General features: G+C 60.8%; 15 protein-coding genes. 9 read left to right on the top strand and 6 right to left on the bottom strand.

The annotated features are described in order from the left end of the window. The gene (ccoN, locus tag OSC50_RS06300) at positions 1 to 1,425 is read right to left on the bottom strand and encodes a cytochrome-c oxidase, cbb3-type subunit I (protein WP_181076051.1); all 1,425 of its coding nucleotides are present in this window, start codon (positions 1,423 to 1,425) and stop codon (positions 1 to 3) included. A gap of 78 nt (positions 1,426 to 1,503) precedes the next feature. Here ccoN and OSC50_RS06305 point away from each other — a divergent pair, with 78 nt between their 5' ends. Continuing rightward, complete coding sequence (locus OSC50_RS06305) at positions 1,504 to 2,196, top strand: alpha/beta family hydrolase (protein WP_253508860.1); 693 nt, start codon at positions 1,504 to 1,506, stop codon at positions 2,194 to 2,196. Between the two features lie 80 nt (positions 2,197 to 2,276). Here the strand turns inward: OSC50_RS06305 and OSC50_RS06310 are convergent, their stop codons facing one another. The 3 genes from OSC50_RS06310 to OSC50_RS06320 all read right to left on the bottom strand — a co-directional run bounded on the left by OSC50_RS06310 (position 2,277) and on the right by OSC50_RS06320 (position 5,671). Beyond that, positions 2,277 to 3,842, bottom strand: a complete 1,566-nt coding sequence (locus OSC50_RS06310) for a methyl-accepting chemotaxis protein (protein WP_181076047.1) — start codon at positions 3,840 to 3,842, stop codon at positions 2,277 to 2,279. 73 nt (positions 3,843 to 3,915) lie between these two features. Next, complete coding sequence (locus OSC50_RS06315) at positions 3,916 to 4,707, bottom strand: CPBP family intramembrane glutamic endopeptidase (protein WP_253508859.1); 792 nt, start codon at positions 4,705 to 4,707, stop codon at positions 3,916 to 3,918. A 67-nt stretch (positions 4,708 to 4,774) separates the two neighbouring features. After that, positions 4,775 to 5,671, bottom strand: a complete 897-nt coding sequence (locus tag OSC50_RS06320) for a DMT family transporter (protein WP_266246311.1) — start codon at positions 5,669 to 5,671, stop codon at positions 4,775 to 4,777. 204 nt (positions 5,672 to 5,875) lie between these two features. Here OSC50_RS06320 and aceK point away from each other — a divergent pair, with 204 nt between their 5' ends. After that, positions 5,876 to 7,597 (top strand): bifunctional isocitrate dehydrogenase kinase/phosphatase, encoded by a 1,722-nt coding sequence (aceK, locus tag OSC50_RS06325; RefSeq protein ID WP_181076042.1) that lies wholly within the window; start codon positions 5,876 to 5,878, stop codon positions 7,595 to 7,597. Between the two features lie 91 nt (positions 7,598 to 7,688). Here the strand turns inward: aceK and OSC50_RS06330 are convergent, their stop codons facing one another. Beyond that, the gene (locus tag OSC50_RS06330; protein WP_266246310.1) at positions 7,689 to 8,435 is read right to left on the bottom strand and encodes a hypothetical protein; all 747 of its coding nucleotides are present in this window, start codon (positions 8,433 to 8,435) and stop codon (positions 7,689 to 7,691) included. Here OSC50_RS06330 and hrpA point away from each other — a divergent pair. From hrpA to OSC50_RS06350, 4 genes are all read left to right on the top strand, one after another. After that, positions 8,385 to 12,296 (top strand): ATP-dependent RNA helicase HrpA, encoded by a 3,912-nt coding sequence (hrpA, locus tag OSC50_RS06335; protein ID WP_266246308.1) that lies wholly within the window; start codon positions 8,385 to 8,387, stop codon positions 12,294 to 12,296. The genes OSC50_RS06330 and hrpA overlap by 51 nt on opposite strands. 263 nt (positions 12,297 to 12,559) lie before the next feature. Continuing rightward, on the top strand, positions 12,560 to 13,681 hold the full coding sequence (locus OSC50_RS06340; protein ID WP_181076037.1) for a beta-ketoacyl-ACP synthase III: 1,122 nt from the start codon (positions 12,560 to 12,562) through the stop codon (positions 13,679 to 13,681). 17 nt (positions 13,682 to 13,698) lie between these two features. Beyond that, positions 13,699 to 14,313, top strand: a complete 615-nt coding sequence (locus tag OSC50_RS06345; RefSeq protein ID WP_181076035.1) for an RNA polymerase sigma factor — start codon at positions 13,699 to 13,701, stop codon at positions 14,311 to 14,313. Continuing rightward, positions 14,307 to 14,552, top strand: coding sequence for an anti-sigma factor family protein (locus OSC50_RS06350; protein WP_181076033.1), 246 nt, complete (start codon positions 14,307 to 14,309; stop codon positions 14,550 to 14,552). Before OSC50_RS06345 ends, OSC50_RS06350 begins: the two co-directional genes overlap by 7 nt. A 107-nt stretch (positions 14,553 to 14,659) precedes the next feature. On the opposite strand, the gene OSC50_RS06355 is transcribed toward OSC50_RS06350, so the two are convergent. Next, on the bottom strand, positions 14,660 to 15,982 hold the full coding sequence (locus OSC50_RS06355; protein WP_181076031.1) for a putative porin: 1,323 nt from the start codon (positions 15,980 to 15,982) through the stop codon (positions 14,660 to 14,662). Between the two features lie 283 nt (positions 15,983 to 16,265). Between OSC50_RS06355 and OSC50_RS06360 the strand changes: the two genes are divergently transcribed. The 3 genes from OSC50_RS06360 (at position 16,266) to OSC50_RS06370 (ending at position 17,974) form a co-directional block, all read left to right on the top strand. After that, on the top strand, positions 16,266 to 17,390 hold the full coding sequence (locus OSC50_RS06360; RefSeq protein WP_266246306.1) for a GNAT family N-acetyltransferase: 1,125 nt from the start codon (positions 16,266 to 16,268) through the stop codon (positions 17,388 to 17,390). A 79-nt stretch (positions 17,391 to 17,469) separates the two neighbouring features. Continuing rightward, complete coding sequence (locus tag OSC50_RS06365) at positions 17,470 to 17,748, top strand: BrnT family toxin (RefSeq protein ID WP_181076027.1); 279 nt, start codon at positions 17,470 to 17,472, stop codon at positions 17,746 to 17,748. Next, a complete protein-coding gene (locus OSC50_RS06370) occupies positions 17,726 to 17,974 on the top strand; it encodes a BrnA antitoxin family protein (protein ID WP_181076025.1) in 249 nt (82 codons plus the stop codon). The genes OSC50_RS06365 and OSC50_RS06370 overlap by 23 nt, the downstream gene beginning before the upstream one ends. Positions 17,975 to 18,073: the final 99 nt, after the last annotated feature.

Raw genomic sequence — 18,073 nt, forward strand, 5'->3', positions numbered from 1 at the left:
TCAGGCCATCTGCGCGGCGGTGGCAACTTCGGCAGGCTGTGCCGAACGCACGGTGCGCCAAGTGTTGTAAGCCATCAGCAACATGCCGCTGAGGAATACCGCACCGCCCACCAGCCGCACGATGAAGCCTGGGTGGCTGGCCACCAGGGTTTCGACGAAGGAGTAGGTCAAGGTGCCATCGTCGTTGATCGCACGCCACATCAGGCCCTGGGCGATGCCGTTGACCCACATCGAGGCGATGTAGAGCACGGTGCCGATGGTGGCCAGCCAGAAGTGCGCGTTGATCAGGCCAAGGCTGTACATCTGCTCGCGACCGAAGACTTTCGGGATCATGTGGTACAGCGCGCCGATGGAGATCATCGCCACCCAGCCGAGGGCGCCGGCGTGTACGTGGCCGATGGTCCAGTCGGTGTAGTGGGAGAGCGAGTTGACGGTCTTGATTGCCATCATCGGCCCTTCGAAGGTCGACATGCCGTAGAACGCCAGGGACACCACCAAAAAGCGCAGGATCGGGTCGCTGCGCAACTTATGCCAGGCGCCCGAGAGGGTCATCATGCCGTTGATCATGCCGCCCCAGCTTGGCGCCAGCAGGACCAGGGACATCACCATGCCCAGGGACTGTGCCCAGTCCGGCAGCGCGGTGTAGTGCAGGTGGTGCGGACCGGCCCAGATATACAGGGTGATCAGTGCCCAGAAGTGCACGATCGACAGGCGATAGGAATACACCGGACGCTCGGCTTGCTTGGGCACAAAGTAATACATCATGCCGAGGAAACCGGCGGTGAGGAAAAAGCCTACTGCGTTGTGCCCGTACCACCATTGCACCATGGCATCCGTCGCACCGCCGTACAGTGAATAGGACTTGGTCAGGCTGACCGGGATTTCCAGGTTGTTGACGATATGCAGGATCGCCACGGTGATGATGAACGCACCGAAGAACCAGTTGCCGACGTAGATGTGCTTGGTGTTGCGCTTCATCACCGTGCCGAAGAACACGATGGCGTAAGCCACCCAGACGATGGTGATCAGAATGTCGATTGGCCATTCCAGCTCGGCGTATTCCTTGGAACTGGTGTAGCCCAGCGGCAAGCTGATCGCGGCCAGCAGAATCACCAGTTGCCAGCCCCAGAAGCAGAACGCAGCGATTTTCGGCGCGAACAGCTGGGTCTGGCAGGTACGCTGCACGGAGTAGAAGGAGCTGGCGAACAGCGCACAGCCACCGAACGCGAAGATCACCGCGTTGGTATGCAGCGGGCGCAGGCGGCCGAAGCTGGTCCAGGGCAAATCAAAGTTGAGCGCAGGCCAAACCAATTGGGCGGCGAGAAAAACCCCGAGCCCCATGCCGACGATGCCCCACACCACCGTCATAATGGCGAATTGGCGGACCACCTTGTAGTTATAGGCGGTACTTAAAGTAGTGTTCATGGTTCCCCATCCACGGTTCAACCCAAGCAGAGCGGCACTTGGGCTGGAGTTATAGGCAGACTGAATAGCGAGGCAAGCATGGGCAAAGAGCACAAGGCCAGTATTGACGGGGATCAATGGGCGCAGTGTGTGCGGGAACGCGGCTGGCTCTGGGATGTCGCCTCGAACACGGCGGCGGGGCGGCCGGTGACGCTGATCCTGGCCCACGGCGCCGGCGCTCCGATGGACTCACCCTTCATGAACGACATGGCTGCACGCCTCGCCGGGCATGGCGTGAGCGTGTTGCGCTTCGAATTTCCGTATATGGCCCAGCGTCGCATCGACGGTGGAAAACGCCCGCCAAACCCGGCGCCGACATTGCTGCAGGCCTGGCGCGAGGTGTACACCGAGGTGCGACGTCATGTCGCTGGGGCCGTGGCTGTTGGCGGCAAGTCTATGGGCGGGCGCATGGCCAGCCTGTTGGCCGATGAGCTGGGCGCCGACGCACTGGTGTGCCTGGGCTACCCGTTCTACGCGGTAGGCAAACCACAGAAACCCCGGGTCGAACATCTGGCTGAGCTGAAGACGCCGACGTTGATCGTGCAGGGTGAGCGCGATGCCTTGGGCAATCGGGCCGCGGTAGAGAGTTATGCGTTATCGCCGGGCATCGAGGTGATGTGGCTGGCGGCGGGGGATCATGACTTGAAGCCATTGAAGGCTTCCGGGTTCAGTCATGAGCAGCATCTGGAGGCTGCGGCGGTGCAGGTGGGCAGGTTTCTCGGTGCCTGTTAAGGCTTATCGGGGGCAGCCCCCTCCCACACTTGATGTACTCACAATCAAAATGCAGGAGGGTTCTACACCCCGATAGCGGTCTATCGGTTGAAACGCTCGACCAAGGAATACTGGCTGTTAGCTGTATGAGTCAGCTCCTCACTCAGTTGCGCCGAGTTCAGTGCCTGTTCCGAGGTTTGATCGGCCAGCAGCGCAATCGTGCTGATATTGCGGCTGATCTCTTCGGCCACCGAGCTTTGCTCCTCGGTCGCGGCGGCGATCTGGCTGGTCATGTCGGTGATGTGCGCCACCGCCTCGCTGATACCCACCAGCGCCTGATCCGCTTCCATCACCCGCGCCACGCCTTCTTCGGCCTGGCGATGCCCGGCGTCCATGGTCTGCACGGCCGCGCTGGCGGTTTGTTGCAGCTTGGCGATCAACGCATGGATTTGTCCGGTGGACTCGGTGGTGCGTTGCGCCAGCTGACGCACCTCGTCGGCCACCACCGCGAAGCCGCGACCCATTTCCCCGGCGCGCGCCGCTTCGATGGCCGCGTTCAGGGCCAGCAGGTTGGTCTGGTCGGCAATGCCTTTGATCACGTCGACCACACCACCGATCTCGTCGCTGTCCTTGGCCAGTTGGGTCACGGTCACGCCGGTTTCGCCCACGGCGGTGGACAAGCGCTGAATCGCCTCGCGGGTTTCCCCGGCGATATCGCGGCCACGACCGGTGAGGCGGTTGGCTTCCTGCGTGGCATCGGCAGTACGTTGCACATGGCTGGCGACTTCCTGGGTGGTCGCGGCCATCTGGTTGACGGCGGTGGCAACCTGCTCGGTTTCCACACGCTGGCGTTCCAGGCTGCTGGAGCTGTTGTGCGCCAGGGTGTTGGATTGCGCCGCCTGGTCGTTGAGATGCTCGGCAGTGTCCTGCAAGCGCGTCAGACATGTCCTCAAGCGTGCCTCCTGGCTGAGGATCGACATCTCCAGGCGCGCCTGGGCGCCACGGCTGTCGGTGTACATCTGCGCGATCAACGGGTCGGAGGTGGTCTGCTCGGCCAGGCGCAGCAGGCGTTTGAGGCCACGCTGTTGCCAGCTCAGCCCCAACAGGCCCAACGGCACCGACAGTGCGGCGGCCAGGGCGAAGCCCCAATGGGAATTGAGCCACGCGCCGATCATAAAGCTCAACTGGCTTACCAGGATAAACGGCAGCCAGTCCTGCAGCACCGGCAGCCATTTGTCGCGCCGTGGGATCGCCGACTTGCCCTGGTTGATGCGTTGATAGAGCGCTTCGGCCCGGCGGATCTGCTCGGCGGTGGGTTTGACCCGCACCGATTCGTAGCCGATCACCTGGTTGCCATCGAAGACCGGCGTTACATAGGCGTTAACCCAGTAGTGATCACCGGTCTTGCAGCGATTCTTGACAATGCCCATCCATGGCAAGCCTTGTTTGAGCGTCGACCACATGTGCGCGAATACAGCCGCCGGGACATCCGGGTGACGCACCAGGTTATGCGGGGCACGCAGCAGTTCTTCACGGCTGAACCCACTGATTTCGACAAACGCGTCGTTACAGTAAGTGATCACGCCCTTGGCATCCGTGGTGGAGATCAACCGTTGCTGAGCGGGGAAGGTACGTTCGCGCTGGGTAACGGGTTGGTTATTACGCATGATTGTTCAATCCGCAAGGCTTTCAGGGGGTATCGACCGGCACGGAGGTTTATTTAACTTATTTTTGCAACAATCAGCCGGCCAGCATCGGATACGTAAACAACCCGAAGTGAAGCAGGTTCAAGCCAAAATGCGTGGCAATTGCCGCGCCCAGGCCGCCAAACCGGTAAGCCAGGCCGTAGCCGACCCCGGCGATGCTCGCCAGCAGTACCCAGTGCCACCCCGCGCCCACATGCACCAGGCCGAACAACAGCGATGCCAGCAGCAGTGCGAGGTTGTCGCCGTAGGGCAGGTGCTGGAACCGTTGACTCAAGCCGCCTTGAATGTAGCCACGGAACAGCGCTTCTTCCACCAGCGTGACCAGCAGCAGGTTATTGAGCACCCACAGCCAGGCCTGGTCCGGCCATTTCGGTGCCCAACTGATGACGCCGAGCAGGGCCGCGCCGCCCAGGGCCGCGATGGCGGTAAGGGTCAAGGCCAGGGCGGTGACGCAGATCGACAGGCGCAACGCACGCCGGGCCACGATCCAGGGGCAGGCCAGCAGCAGCCAGAAGCCGATGAGGGGTTTGTCCTGGTTCAAGTACATCGAGAACGGCACCGCATCGGGGGTGAAGCGCTGCGGGTCGATCCCGCGACCATTGTAGAAACCGGGCAGCCAGTGCATCGCCAGGCCCAGCGCCACTACGATAAACAAACCATGGCCCACGTAGCGCGCCCAGGGTGCGCGTTGCCGGCGCACGGCATAGCCGGCGACCCACAACAGGGCGACTGACACCACCGCCAGCGCGCCGAGTTGGCCGTAAGCCAGGGCTGTTACATAACCGATGGAAAGCAGTGCCAGGTACAGCCAGGGCAATGTCAGCATGGGAAGATCCTTGAAAAAAAACGGGCGGCATTATAGCGAGCATCCCTGCAACCCTCATGAAACCTGGCTACAAGGTCTTGGCCCGGCTCCCCACGCGCAGCACCAGCCACAACGCGCCCGCAATCAACACCCCGCCATACAGGTGGGCCATCGACAGGGGTTCATCCAGTAATAACGCGCCCCACAGCACCCCGAACGGTGGGATCAGGAACGTGGTGGTCATCGAACGCACTGGACCGATGGCCGTCAGCAAGCGGAAGTACAGCACGTAGGCCAACGCCGTACACACCAACCCCAAGCCCAGCAACGATACCCAGACCCGCCAGCCGCCCCAACTGGCCGGAGGCTGATACACCGCGCTGACGGCGAAAAGGGGTAACAGAAACAAGCTAGCGCCGAGCATGCTGCCCAGGGCGGCGAGGCGGCTGTCCAGGCCGCCGCGTTGATCCAGCCAGCGGCGTGCCAGGAAACCGGCAAAACCGTAGCAAGTGGTGGCCAGCAGGCAGGCGAGGGCGCCCATCAGCAAGGGCAGGTCGAATGCCATCGGCCCGGCGCGGGTGAGCACGGCCACGCCCATCAGGCCCAGGCACACACCGGCGATTTTCGAGAAGGTCAGGCGTTCGCTGAAAAACAGCCCGCCAATCAATACGCCCATCAGCGGCGTAGTGGCGTTGAAAATCGCTGAATAGCCGGCCGGCAGGACTTGGGCGGCCAACGAGTACATCGTCGCGGGGATCCCGGAATTGATCACCCCCAGCAGCAGGACAGTCCAGAATTTGCCGTGGAAATCCCATTTCACGCGCATCGCGGCCAACATCACCAGCAGCCCGGCGGCGGCGATCGACACGCGAAAAAATGCAGTCGGCAGCGTACCGATTTCCGGCGCGATGATGCGCATGAACAGAAAGCTCGCGCCCCAGATAGCGGCCAGCCCCAGCAGGTACAGGGTGTCGACAGGTCTCACGGAAAACTCCTACGCCAATAAGCCGGCGAGTGTTGCCCAGAGGCCTGCCTGACACAATCCCTGAGTGCAGGGCGAGGTAAAGCCGCTCCATGGCGGATGCAGGGTTTGCATGGGGCGGACCCGCGCCGCAAAAAACCGTCTTCTCCTGGGTTCGCGCACTGGCTAAGCTCAAGGGCTTCCAGATGCCCGTTCGAGGTTTCCCGCATGTCGCAACCCACGCCCGCCCTCGCCATCGCCCGTACGATCCTCGAAGGCTTCGACGATTACCGCGAACATTTTCGGCGGATCACCGACGGTGCCCGCGAGCGGTTCGAAAAAGCCCAGTGGCAGCTGGGCCAGGCGGCATCGGCGGCGCGTATCAATCTGTATGAAGAAAAGGTCGGTGAAGTCACCGCGCGTCTGCGCGCCGCGTTCGATGCCGGCGATCTGCTGGACATCGACCTGTGGCCCCTGGTGAAAAGCGCCTATATCGGCCTGATCGATCTGCGCTTCGACGATGAGTTGTCCGAGACTTGGTACAACTCGATCTTCTGCGGCCTGTTCAGCCATGACCTGATCAGCGACGGCTGCATGTTTATCCACACCACCCGGCCCAGCCTGCGGCGCGCACGAGCGGCGCAAACCCGCGTCTACGCGCCGGCCGGGCAGATTGGCGAGATGCTCGGGCAGATCGTTGAGGACTTCCGGTTCAGCGAGCCCTACGCCGACCTGGCGGCCGACTTGCGCCGGCTCGAAGCCCAACTGCGGGAAAACCTGCCGGATTGGGTGTGCAAAGACCCGGACCTCAAAGTCGAGCTGTTTTCCTCGGTGCTCTACCGCAATAAAGGGGCCTACCTGGTGGGGCGCATCTATACCCGCGACGAGCAATGGCCGTTGGTGATCCCGCTGCTGCACCGTGAAGGCCAGGGCATCCGCATCGACGCATTGATCACCGACGAGGCCGAGGTGTCGATCATCTTCTCGTTCACCCGCTCCTACTTCATGGTGGATGTGCCGGTGCCGGCGGAGTTCGTCGGTTTTTTAAAGCGCATCCTGCCCGGCAAGCACATCGCCGAGCTGTACACCTCGATCGGGTTCTACAAGCATGGCAAGTCGGAGTTCTACCGCGCATTGATCAACCACCTGGCGAGCACCGACGATCAGTTCATCATGGCCCCCGGCGTGCGCGGCATGGTCATGAGCGTGTTTACCCTGCCGGGCTTCAATACGGTGTTCAAAATTATCAAGGACCGTTTCTCGCCGTCCAAGAACGTCAACCGCGCCACGGTAATTGAGAAGTATCGGCTGGTAAAAAGCGTCGACCGCGTCGGGCGCATGGCCGATACCCAGGAGTTCGCCGATTTTCGCTTTCCGTTGAGCAAATTCGACCCCGACTGTCTGGCCGAACTGCTGGAGGTCGCCGCCGACACCGTCGAAGTGGAGGGCGACACCGTGCTGATCCGCCACTGCTGGACCGAACGGCGCATGACCCCGCTTAATCTTTACCTGGAAAACGCGAACGATGCCCAGGTGCGCGAAGCCCTGGAAGACTACGGCCTGGCCATCAAGCAGTTGGCGGCCGCGAACATCTTCCCCGGCGACATGCTGCTCAAGAACTTCGGTGTCACCCGCCATGGCCGTGTGGTGTTCTACGACTATGACGAAATCTGCTTTCTCACCGAGGCCAACTTTCGTCACATACCCGCGCCGCGCACCCCCGAAGACGAAATGGCCAGCGAACCCTGGTATTCCATCGGTCCGCTGGATGTGTTCCCGGAAGAATTCCCGCCGTTCCTGTTCGCCGACGCCGGCCAGCGCAAGCTGTTCGATGAATTGCATGGCGAGTTGTACAACGCCGATTACTGGAAAGGCCTGCAGGAGGCGATTCGCGCGGGCAAGGTGATCGATGTGTTTCCGTACCGGCGCAGGTGGGGAGAAATATCTTGAGCAACGGTCGTTAAGCAAATTCTGGAGCGCGCTATCCCAAACTACCGGCAATTATAAAATTGCCAGTAGTTGAGGGTAGTAGGAGGCGAGTTTACTTTTTGGCCAGAAAGGGCGTGTTTTTGTTAGTTTCCAGCAGCTTGTCACTCCAGTTGCTCAAACGATTTCTGTCGGTTTCGTTGGACGAAGTGCTCTGGCTTTTAGAAGTTGCCTGATAGAGCTGGTTCATCGACTCCTTGTAAGCGTTGTCAATATTTTTGGTTGGAAGCCCCTTGTCCTGCAGTTCAATTTTTCTCTGTAGTAAACCTATAGGTCTATCAACGGAGCTTCGATCGAAGTTGGTCGCGGGAAAGTCGGTGGGAAGACTTTTTAAGGTTTCAATTGTCTTCCACGAGCCGGAAGAGGCTGCCGATGAGCCTTGCGGCATGCTGTCGGGTGTACGTTGGTGCTTTACCGCAAATGAGTGTCCATAGCCGCCGTCGCGGGAGGAAGACATACGGTCTATTGGCATAATAAGCTCCGTTTTCAGTGATAGTGTTTTGGTATTCAGATATACCCGGCAATCTATTGAAACCTGCGTATTCCACCCATCAAATCGGACTTCCGCTTTTGGGTAGTGCGAAAGTAATACAAGGAGCTGTAGTAAAAATCGCTGCCAGGTCAGGCACGAGGGATTGCAATGTGATGCAACATCTCCTGACGTCTCAAAATCTGCGACAATCGCCCGCATTCCATCGACCGACGCTGCGCAGGTCTCACCTGCCTCACCCAAAAGACCCTTGCCGCCCTGATGACTGAACAAGCGCCCACTATCGACCAACTGCTCAAAAACCTCGATCACGCCATGCTCGCCGACCGTCACCGCTTGCGTCGGCAACTGCTTGAGTTGCGCAAGAAACCCGACGAGGAAAAGTTGGCGCAGTGGGTCGCGCGCATGCAGGCATCCTGTGCCCAGGTGACGGCGCGGCGCGCCAGCCTGCCGCTGATCCGCTATGACGACAGCCTGCCGATTGCCGCCAAGCGCGATGAGATCAAGGCCGCGCTGCAAGCGCATCAAGTGCTGATCATCGCCGGCGAAACCGGTTCGGGTAAGACCACCCAGTTGCCGAAGATCTGCCTGGAGATCGGTCGCGGCCAGTACGGTTTGATCGGCCACACCCAGCCTCGCCGGATCGCTGCGCGCAGCGTGGCCAGCCGCGTTGCCGAAGAACTGGCCACGCCCCTGGGCGCGCTGGTCGGTTACCAGGTGCGTTTCGAAGACCAGAGCGACGCCAACACGCTGATCAAACTGATGACCGACGGCATCCTGCTGGCGGAAACCCAGAACGACCGCTACCTGGAACGCTATGACACGATCATCGTCGACGAAGCCCACGAACGCAGCCTGAACATCGACTTCCTGCTCGGCTACCTCAAGACCCTGCTGCCGCGCCGCCCGGACCTGAAAGTCATCATCACCTCGGCGACCATCGATCTGGAGCGCTTTTCCAAGCACTTCGACGATGCGCCGATTGTCGAAGTGTCGGGCCGCACGTTTCCGGTGGAGACCTGGTACCGCCCGCTGACGCTGGAGCAGGACGAGGAGGGCAACCGCGTCGAGGATGACCTGACCGTGGACCAGGCGATCCTCGCCACCCTCGATGAAATCGCCGCCTATGAGCGCAGCGAGCGCCGCAGCCCCGGCGATGTCCTGGTGTTCCTGCCGGGCGAGCGCGAAATTCGCGACGCCGCCGACATGCTGCGCAAGGCCCAACTCAAGCACACCGAGATCCTGCCGCTGTACGCGCGTCTGTCGCCCGCCGAACAGCAGCGGATTTTCCAGTCACATCCAGGTCGGCGCGTGGTGCTGGCGACCAACGTCGCGGAAACTTCGCTGACCGTACCGGGCATTCGCTATGTGATCGACAGCGGCACCGCGCGCATCAGCCGCTATAGCTACCGCGCCAAGGTGCAGCGCCTGCCGATCGAGGCGATTTCCCAGGCCAGCGCCAACCAGCGTAAAGGTCGCTGCGGCCGGGTCGAGCCGGGTATCTGTGTGCGGTTGTACAGCGAAGAGGACTTTATCGGTCGCCCGGAATTTACCGACCCGGAGATCCTGCGTACCAACCTCGCCGCCGTGATCCTGCAGATGCTGCACCTGCGCCTGGGCGAAATCACCGACTTCCCATTTATCGAACCGCCGGACGGCAAGGCCATCAGCGACGGTTTCAACCTGCTGCAGGAATTGTCGGCGGTGGACCGCAACAGCCAGCTCACGCCGCTCGGCCGGCAATTGGCGCGCCTGCCGGTGGACCCGCGCATGGGGCGTATGTTGCTGGAAGCGGCCAAGCTTGGCAGCCTGCAGGAAGTGCTGATCGTGGCCAGCGCCATGTCGATCCAGGACCCGCGCGAGCGGCCGCCGGAGCGCCAGCAGGCCGCCGACCAGGCCCACGCGCAGTGGAAGGATCCGGACTCGGACTTCGCCGGATTGGTGAATCTGTGGCGCGGTTTTGAAGAGCAGCGCCAGGAGCTGACAGCCAGCCCGCTGCGTAACTGGTGTCGCAAGAACTTCCTCAACTACCTGCGCCTGCGCGAATGGCGCGATTCTCATCGCCAGTTGAGTCTGATTTGCCGCGACATGCAGCTGAGCCTTAATAAAGAACCGGCGGACTACCCCAAACTGCACAAGGCCGTGCTGTCCGGCCTGCTCAGCCAGATCGGCCAGAAAACCGAGGACGGCGATTACCTGGGCGCGCGTCAGCGACGCTTCTGGATTCACCCGTCCTCGGGCATCGGCAAAAAGCGCCCGCAGTGGCTGATGACCGCCGAATTGGTGGAAACCACCAAGCTGTATGCACGCATGGTGGCCAAGATCGACGCCGACTGGATCGAGCCGCTGGCCGGGCACCTGATCAAGAAAAACCACTTCGAGCCGCATTGGGAGAAGAAGCGCGGCCAAGTGGTGGCGTTTGAGCAGATCACCCTGTTCGGGCTGATTGTGGTCGGCCGCCGGCCGGTGCATTACGGGCCGGTCGACCCGGTCGTCTCTCGGCAATTGTTTATCCGCGAAGGCCTGGTGCGCGGTGAGATTCAGTCGCGCGCCAAGTGCCTCAGCGCCAACCAGCGCTTGCTGGAACAGCTCGACGAACTGGAAGCCAAGGCCCGCCGCCGCGATATCCTGGCCGACGAAGAAACCCTGTACGCCTTCTACGATGCGCGCTTGCCGGCGGAGATCCACCAGACTGCGACCTTTGACAGCTGGTACAGAATCAACAGCCAGAAAGACCCGCAATTGCTGATCATGCGCGAAGAGGACGTGCTGGCCCGCGAGGCCAGTGAAGTCACCGCCGCGCATTATCCCGACACCCTGCACCTGGGCGATCTGGCGCTGGCTTTGAGTTACCACTTTGAACCCAATCATCCGCGCGACGGCGTGACCCTGCGCGTGCCGGCGCCGCTGTTGCCGGCGTTGCCCGCCGAACGCCTGGAGTGGCTGGTGCCCGGGATGATCGAAGCCAAGTGCATCGCGCTGGTGCGCAACCTGCCCAAGGCCCTGCGCAAGAACTTTGTGCCAGTGCCGGACTTCGTCAAGGCTGCGCTGCAGCGCATCGAATTCGGCCAGGGCTCATTGCCCCAGGCACTGGGGCGCGAACTGCTGCGCATGACCGGTGCTCGGGTCAGCGACGAAGCCTGGGCCGAGGCGGCGCAGCAGGTGGAGAGTCACCTGAAGATGAACCTGGAAGTGGTCGACGGTCAGGGCAAGTTCCTAGGCGAGGGCCGTGACCTGGCCGAACTGACCGCACGCTTCGCCGAAGCCAGCCAGGCCGCGTTGGCCGTGCCGCAGACCGCGAAGAGCCAGCAACCCGTGGAGGCCAAGGTGTTTGCGGCGGTGGCCGAGAAGACCCAGCAAAACATCGCCGGGCTGTCGATGACGGTGTACCCGGCCCTGGTGGAAGAGAATGGCACGGTCAAGGAAGGGCGCTTCTCGACCGCCGCCGAGGCTGAATTCCAGCACCGTCGGGCGTTGCAGCGCCTGCTGATGCAGCAACTGGCGGAACCGGCCAAATTCCTGCGCGGCAAATTGCCCGGTCTTACCGAGTTGGGCCTGATGTACCGTGAACTGGGGCGTGTCGACGCGCTGGTCGAGGACATCCTGCTGGCCAGCCTCGACACCTGTGTGTTGGAAGGCGAAACCAGCCTGCCGCGTGACGGTGCCGGCCTGGCAGCGCTGGCCGACCGCAAGCGCGGCGGCTGGACCGAGCACGCCGAGCGCCTGGCGCGCCTGACCCTTGAGGTGCTGAAGCTCTGGCATGGCCTGCAAAAGCGCTTCAAAGGCAAGATCGACCTGGCCCAGGCGGTGGCCTTGAATGACATCAAGCAGCAATTGAGCAACCTGGTGTACCCAGGCTTCGTGCGCGAAACCCCGGCGCAATGGTTCAAGGAACTGCCGCGCTACCTCAAGGCCATCGAGCTGCGCCTGGAGAAGCTGCCCAGCCAGGTACAGAAAGACCGGGTGTGGAGCGGCGAACTCAGCGGCCTGTGGATGCAGTACCAGAACCGCCTGAACAAACACACCCAGGAAGGCAAGCGCGACCCGCAACTTGAGCTGTACCGCTGGTGGCTGGAGGAATACCGCGTGTCACTGTTTGCCCAGCAGCTTGGAACCAAGGTGCCGATTTCCGACAAGCGATTGAGCAAGCAGTGGAGCCTGGTCGAGGCCTGATCTCTTTCTCGTTATCCAGGCAGGCAGACCAATATATGAGAGGGTGCGTGTCCCCTCTCATGGTGAAACCATCTGGCAGATGACGCCAAATCCCTGGGTTTGTGGCAAACTTCGCCGCTATAAATGCCGGGATCGTCGCAAAAGTCTGCGACGCGATGGAATAAAGCGATGCCAGTTTGGTGTCCGCAGTGCGGAATCGGACTACTTACAGTTTGGTACGACGGTACCAATATCTTCTGCCTGACAGATTTAGAGGAACGACCGTGCATAACGTCGTCATCAGCGGCACTGGCCTGTACACCCCGGCCAACAGCATCTCCAACGAAGAGCTGGTGCAGTCTTTCAATACCTACGTGCATCAGTTCAACCGCGACAACGCCGAGGCCATCGAGCGCGGTGATGTGCAGGCGCTGACCGAATCCAGCGCGGCCTTTATCGAAAAAGCATCGGGTATCAAGAGCCGCTTCGTGATGGACAAGGACGGCATTCTCGATCCTCAGCGCATGGCCCCAAGCCTCCCGGAGCGCAGCAACGACGAGTGGTCGGTGCTCTGTCAGATGGCCGTCGGCGCCGCCGAACAGGCTCTGCAGCGCGCCGGCAAGACCGCCGCCGACATCGACGGCGTGATCGTCGCCTGCTCCAACCTGCAGCGCGCTTACCCGGCCATCGCCATCGAAGTCCAGGAAGCCCTGGGTATTGCGGGCTTCGGTTTCGATATGAACGTAGCCTGTTCCTCCGCCACGTTCGGCATCCAGAACGCCGCCAACAGCATCCAGCTGGGGCAGGCGCGGGCGATCCTGATGGTCAACCCGGAAGTGTGCACCGGCCACCTGAACTTTCGTGACCGCGACAGCCACTTCATCTTCGGTGATGCAGCCACGGCGGTGATCCTGGAGCGCGCCGACCTGGCCACGTCCGAGCATCAGTTCGAGGTGGTGAGCACCAAATTGCTGACCAAGTTTTCCAATAACATCCGCAACAACTTCGGCTTCCTCAATCGCGCGGCGCCCGAAGGCATCGGCGCGCCGGACAAACTGTTCGTGCAGGAAGGTCGCAAGGTGTTCCGCGATGTATGCCCGATGGTCGCTGAGCTGATTGGTGTACATCTGGAAGAAAACCAACTGAATGTGGCGGATGTGAAGCGCTTCTGGCTGCATCAGGCTAATCTGAGCATGAACCACCTGATCGTGAAGAAACTGTTGGGCCGTGAAGCCTCCGTGGAAGAGGCGCCGGTGATTCTCGACACCTACGCCAACACCAGTTCGGCCGGTTCCGTGATTGCCTTTCACACCTACCAGGACGATTTGCCCAAGGGCTCCGTCGCGGTGCTCAGCTCGTTTGGCGCGGGTTATTCGATCGGCAGTGTCATTCTGCGCAAACGTTGATAACACCGAGGTCATCTATGGCTGCCGCGGACGACGCTCACCTGCTTGAGCGCCTGCTCAAGGGCGAGCAGCGTGCCTATAAGGAGCTGGTCAGCACCTATCAAAGTGCGATGCGGGCGGTGGCGTATGCCATCGTCGGCCAGCGCCACGCCGATGAAATCGTGCAGGACGCCTGGCTGGCGGTGGTGCGCAACCTCGGCAAGTTCGAGGGACGCTCCAGCTTAAAGACCTGGTTGCTGACCATTACGGCCAACGCCGCCAAGGGCCGCTACAAGCAGAATCGTCGGGAAGTGCTGCTCGACGATTTGCCCTCGCCCCATGGCACCATCGGCGATGACCGTTTCAGCCCCGATGACGGTCACTGGGCCGTCGCCCCCTACGCCTGGCACCAGGACACACCGGAGGCTTTACTCACGGAGGACGAACTGCGCGACTGCCTGGAACATACGTTGCTCAGTTTGTCCGAGCTGCAAAGCAGCGTGCTGGTGTTGCGCGAGCGTCAGGGCCTGGCATTGGAGGAGATCTGTAATTTGCTGTCCCTCTCGCTCTCCAATGTGCGAGTGCTGTTGCATCGGGCACGGCTTAAAGTCTTCGCCACGGTGGAGCATTTTGAGGAAACCGGCGAATGCTGACCTGTAAAGAACAAGTGGCGCGTTCCAGTGACTATCTCGATGGGCAATTAACCTTTCGCGAGCGCCTGCTGGTGCGTCATCATTTGATGTTCTGCCCGAACTGCCGTCGCTTTATCCGGCAGATGCGCCTGATGCAGGCGACCTTGAAAATCATGCCTGATGCGCCGGTCACGGATGTGGATGCCTTGGCGCAGCGGCTCGCTGACGAGCGGCGCAAAGACCAGAAAGACGGGAAATAACCAGGCTCGCGTGGGTGAGCCGAACGGATGATGGGGATCGCCCCGCCCACGCCAGACTGTGACAACCACCTCAGGCCTTCCTGCCCCAAGGTGTACAACGCTTAGCTTCAGAACTTGGCTTCGGCATCCAACTGCAGGGTGTTGGTGTCGGCGTCGCGCTGGGTACGGCTGGAGAAATCCGCTTTGGTCAGGAAGTAGGTGGCACCGACGGCGAAGTTCTTGTCGATGTCGTAGCCCACTTTGAACTTATGGCCGCGTGAACCGGTGGTGCCGTTGGCGAAGTCCGAGTCGGTGAAGGCGCCGACCACGGCGTTACGCTGGGTGTCGCGGTAGTTGTAGTCCAGGTTGAAACCGAACACCTTGGACTTGGCACCCAGCAGCCAGGCGGTGTCCTGATCGGTGGAGGCGTCGTTGTTTTTCACGTATTGACCGTACAGCGACAGCGGTACAGCCAGTCCGCCGATGTCCAGTTGGCTGAAACCTTCGTACAGGCGGAACTCTTCGTTGGCCGAGTTACCGTTGACCGCCAGCGCGCACGGCGTGGTGGTCGTGGTGCAGCGGCTGTCTTCATCGTTCTTGTACGCGTAGACGCTGCCGCCCACGGTCAGTTTCAGGTTGTCGGTGAGCGAGATACGCGAGCCCAACTGGCCGGCGGTCAGGCGCAGGTCGTGACGGAACTGCACGCCATCGCCGTCGACGTTGTCCTTGAGGTTGTAGTTGCCGATGCTGCCGAACAGCTCGGCGCTGCTGCCCAGAGGATACTTGTAGGTCAGCGCCAAACCTTCAGGGTTGATGTCGCTATCCCAGATCACGTCGCCCATATTGACCCACGGTTGCAGCATCTTGCCGCCGATTACGTGCAGGTTCTTGATCTGGTCAGGGTGGTAGTCGATGTAGCCCAGGTCCAGCCAGATCGACTTCTTGTCGAAGTAGCCATCCTGATCCTGGTTGGTGGAGCGGGCGTCGTCGCCGCCGCCGGTGGCGATACGGATACCGGTGTCCACTTGCGGGTTGATCTCGGTGTAGGCGCCCAGACGGGCACGGATACGCTGACGATCCTTGTCGCGGCCACCGTTGTTGGGCTCGCCGTCGATCTTGATGGTTTCCTGGCGGAAACGCACATCACCCTTGAATTGCGTCTTGGCTGCCCACGCCAGCTTCTGGTCGAACACGCTCAAATCGTTGGTCTTTTTGGCGGTGGCCGCGATCTGTTCGTTGGTCTCTTGTTGAGCTTGCCGTGCGATCTGCTGTTCTTTCTGGTCTTTGGCCAACTCGGTTTGCAGTTCGGTGTACTGCGCCGCGGTGATCTGGCCGTTGGCCTTGAGCATGTCGAGCAATTTAGCGTCGACTGCGGCGCTGGCCGGAACACTCAGGGCCAGCAACAGGCCGCCGCACAGGACCGCCGCAGTTTTAGTGGAAGCAAGACGCATATCAATCTCCGAAAGTGAGGAGGGATGGCAAACCATCCAGGACACAACCGACCGATGACGGACGGAAAAGTAACCACCTGCTAGAACCAGGTGCTCTAAAAACAGGCGTCAGTATCGCGATGGTTTATGACGGAGCGGTGGCAAAGTGATGTCATGTCGATGACAAATGAATCGAGCGCGGAACTATCGGTTTAGAGCCTTGTCCGGCGATTCGGGCGTGTATCGATGCTGGCGATAGGCGATACTCGCCAGGCTTTCACGCCATGATGTAGTGAGGATGCCGATGCCGTTGCAACGTCTGGACAACCTGTCCGAAATCTCCCCGCAGGTATGGGATGCGCTGGTGCCGAGCGCCCAGCCCTTTGTGCGTCACGCCTTCCTCAGCGCTTTGGAAGACAGTGCCAGCCTCGGTCCGCAGTCAGGCTGGAAAGCGGAGCATTTGCTGCACTGGGAGGGCGATCGACTGGTGGCGGCCCTGCCCGGTTATCGCAAATGGCATTCCTATGGCGAGTACGTGTTCGATCACGGCTGGGCCGATGCCTGTGCGCGTGCCGGGATCGAGTACTACCCCAAACTGTTGGTGGCGGTGCCGTTCAGCCCCGTCAGCGGCCCGCGTTTGCTGGCCGCCAGCGTCGAGGACGGTTTCGAACTGCTCAACAGTCTGCCCGGTTACCTGGAAATAGAAGGGCTCTGCAGCGCACATATCAACTTCACCGACGGGCTGGCCGATGAAGCCTTGGCCGGCCAACCGGGCTGGTTGCAGCGCCTGGGTTGTCAATTCCACTGGCAGAACCGCGATTATCGCGACTTCCAGGACTTCCTCGACGCTCTGAGCTCGCGCAAGCGCAAGCAGATGCGCAAGGAGCGCGAGCAGGTAGCGGGGCAGGGCATCGCGTTCGAATGGCTGCAAGGTCACGAACTGAGCGAGGCGCAGTGGGATTTTGTCTACGCCTGTTACGCCAATACCTACGCGGTCCGTCGCCAGGCGCCGTACCTGAACCGAGCCTTTTTCAGTCTGCTGGCCGAGCGTATGCCCGAGGCGATCCGCGTGGTCCTGGCCAAGCAAGGCACACGTCCGGTGGCCATGGCCTTCAGTCTGATCGGTGGCGACAGCTTCTACGGCCGCTACTGGGGCTGCCTGGCGGAGTTCGACCGCCTGCATTTCGAAACCTGTTTCTACCAGGGCATGGATTACGCCATCGCCCACGGCCTGCAACGATTCGACGCCGGCGCCCAGGGCGAACACAAACTGATCCGTGGGTTCGAACCGGTGATCACGCGTTCATGGCACTACCTGCGGCATCCGGGCTTGAAGAGCGCGGTGGAGGATTTTCTCGAGCGCGAACGGGTAGGGATTCTGGCGTATGCCGAGGAGGCGAAGGTGGCGCTGCCGTATCGGCAGGTATAAAGACCGTTGGTCTGCATCGGTACGCACAGGTAATAATCTGGCTATCATGTATGTACAAAAGTACATACAGGCGTTTGCCATGCATTTTGAATGGGATGATTCCAAGAACAAGGCCAATATCTCCAAGCACGGCATCGATTTCAATGACGTCCCCGATATATTTCGCCATCCAATGCTGGCCTTGCGCGATGATCGAGCGGATTATGGGGAAGAGCGTTGGATATGTATTGGTTGGATAAAACTGTTAATGGGTGTAGTCGTATACACCGAGCGATGTGGTGATGTGATTCGTATCATCTCCGCGCGAAAGGCAACTAAGAAGGAGGCCAAATACTATGACGCAAACATCCAAAACTGATTGGGAGCGCCTGGCCAAAATGAGTGATAAAGAGATCGATACCAGCGATATCCCTGAATTGGACGCCGAATTTTTCCGTCGTGCGGAGTTACGTGTGCCTGTAAAACAGGCAGTGACTATTCGGCTGGATGCCGACGTTCTTGAGTGGTTCAAAGGTCAAGGCACGGGTTATCAGACGCGGATCAACCAGTTGTTGCGCCAATACATGCAGGCCCATCAGGGGTGAGCAGGTGCCCTGATCCTTCTTTGCATGGGGTGTCAAGCTGGAGGCCCTTTATCCAGACCCACTTTCACAACGGCGCTGCGGCGACCGTACTGTCGCTGA

Source organism: Pseudomonas quebecensis (assembly GCF_026410085.1).
Classification (GTDB): Bacteria; Pseudomonadota; Gammaproteobacteria; order Pseudomonadales; family Pseudomonadaceae; genus Aquipseudomonas; species Aquipseudomonas quebecensis.

What these genes read in the sequence shown, in the direction of transcription:
- OSC50_RS06345 (WP_181076035.1), top strand. Translation starts at nt 13,699, where the DNA reads ATGGCTGCCGCGGACGACGCTCACCTGCTTGAGCGCCTGCTCAAGGGC.
- aceK (WP_181076042.1), top strand. Translation starts at nt 5,876, where the DNA reads ATGTCGCAACCCACGCCCGCCCTCGCCATCGCCCGTACGATCCTCGAA.
- OSC50_RS06310 (WP_181076047.1), bottom strand. Translation starts at nt 3,842, where the DNA reads ATGCGTAATAACCAACCCGTTACCCAGCGCGAACGTACCTTCCCCGCT.
- OSC50_RS06355 (WP_181076031.1), bottom strand. Translation starts at nt 15,982, where the DNA reads ATGCGTCTTGCTTCCACTAAAACTGCGGCGGTCCTGTGCGGCGGCCTG.
- OSC50_RS06360 (WP_266246306.1), top strand. Translation starts at nt 16,266, where the DNA reads ATGCCGTTGCAACGTCTGGACAACCTGTCCGAAATCTCCCCGCAGGTA.
- hrpA (WP_266246308.1), top strand. Translation starts at nt 8,385, where the DNA reads ATGACTGAACAAGCGCCCACTATCGACCAACTGCTCAAAAACCTCGAT.
- OSC50_RS06305 (WP_253508860.1), top strand. Translation starts at nt 1,504, where the DNA reads ATGGGCAAAGAGCACAAGGCCAGTATTGACGGGGATCAATGGGCGCAG.
- ccoN (WP_181076051.1), bottom strand. Translation starts at nt 1,425, where the DNA reads ATGAACACTACTTTAAGTACCGCCTATAACTACAAGGTGGTCCGCCAA.
- OSC50_RS06350 (WP_181076033.1), top strand. Translation starts at nt 14,307, where the DNA reads ATGCTGACCTGTAAAGAACAAGTGGCGCGTTCCAGTGACTATCTCGAT.
- OSC50_RS06315 (WP_253508859.1), bottom strand. Translation starts at nt 4,707, where the DNA reads ATGCTGACATTGCCCTGGCTGTACCTGGCACTGCTTTCCATCGGTTAT.
- OSC50_RS06370 (WP_181076025.1), top strand. Translation starts at nt 17,726, where the DNA reads ATGACGCAAACATCCAAAACTGATTGGGAGCGCCTGGCCAAAATGAGT.
- OSC50_RS06365 (WP_181076027.1), top strand. Translation starts at nt 17,470, where the DNA reads ATGCATTTTGAATGGGATGATTCCAAGAACAAGGCCAATATCTCCAAG.